This is a genomic window from Alcanivorax sp. HI0044 (assembly GCF_001634945.1).
Genome location: NZ_LWEZ01000823.1, coordinates 1 through 885, shown reverse-complemented (window position 1 = coordinate 885; position 885 = coordinate 1). Strand labels below are relative to the sequence as shown.

The following is an 885-nucleotide window of genomic DNA, read 5'->3' as shown; positions in this document are numbered from 1 at the left end:
CAACGCATGACCACAAAAGCCTGACCGCAGGCCTACATGGAGCAGAGGAATAGCGAATGGTATCGCCCCGCGTCTGGCTGGTTTTCGGGCTGTTGGCCCTGTTGGTTATTTCCCCGCTTCAGGCTGCTGAAAATGCCGCCTGTGATGCCGCCGAACTGACGCTCGCCCAGCTGAAACAGCAGCGCCAACAACTGCGTACGGATCGCTACACCCTGCAATCCATTTTCGATGGCGACATTCCCACCCCGCACCAGATCAACACCTTGCTCGGGCGCCCCCTGAACCAGCGGCCGCTACTGCCCCTGATCGACCCGCAGCCGCTGTCCGTGGTCGACAGCAAATGCCCGGCCCTGCAGAACGATATCGACACCCTGACTCAACAGATCAACACCCTGGAGCAATCGCTCTACACCTTGCGACAAGCGTTTTTCGGCCTCAATTTCCCCCAGCGCCAGGCCTTCCTGAATCTGGCAACGCACCATGCAAAACTGCAGGCGCTGTCCGACACCCCGGAGACGGACCCTTCCATTCGCCAGGCGAGCCAGGTACTACAACAGCACATCCAACAAGTGTGGGCGGTGCTGGGCAAACTACAGAACGCCCCTGCAGACGCACTGCAAACGCTGGATGAGCTGTGGTTACAGCTACCCTCATTGCGCCCCCCTAGCGGAGCCAGCTCCACCGCCTGGCGCAGCCTGCTCAAGACCCGGCTGGACATTCAGAAAGACGTACGCACACTGCGCTCCGAACTGTGGCAGAACCGCCCACTGCTGGACCAGATCAACAACCTGGGCGGCCTCGCCCAGGCCCCGGTGCTGTTGCAGCATGAAAGCCAGCGCATCGGCCTGCGCGTGCTCGATATTGTGTCGTTGATGCGCTACGACC

The 885-nt window shown here is 60.9% G+C and carries 1 pseudogene; it reads left to right on the top strand.

The annotated features are described in order from the left end of the window. Positions 1–56: 56 nt before the first annotated feature. Positions 57–885, top strand: a pseudogene (locus A3730_RS09780) (ATP-binding protein); the annotation flags it as partial.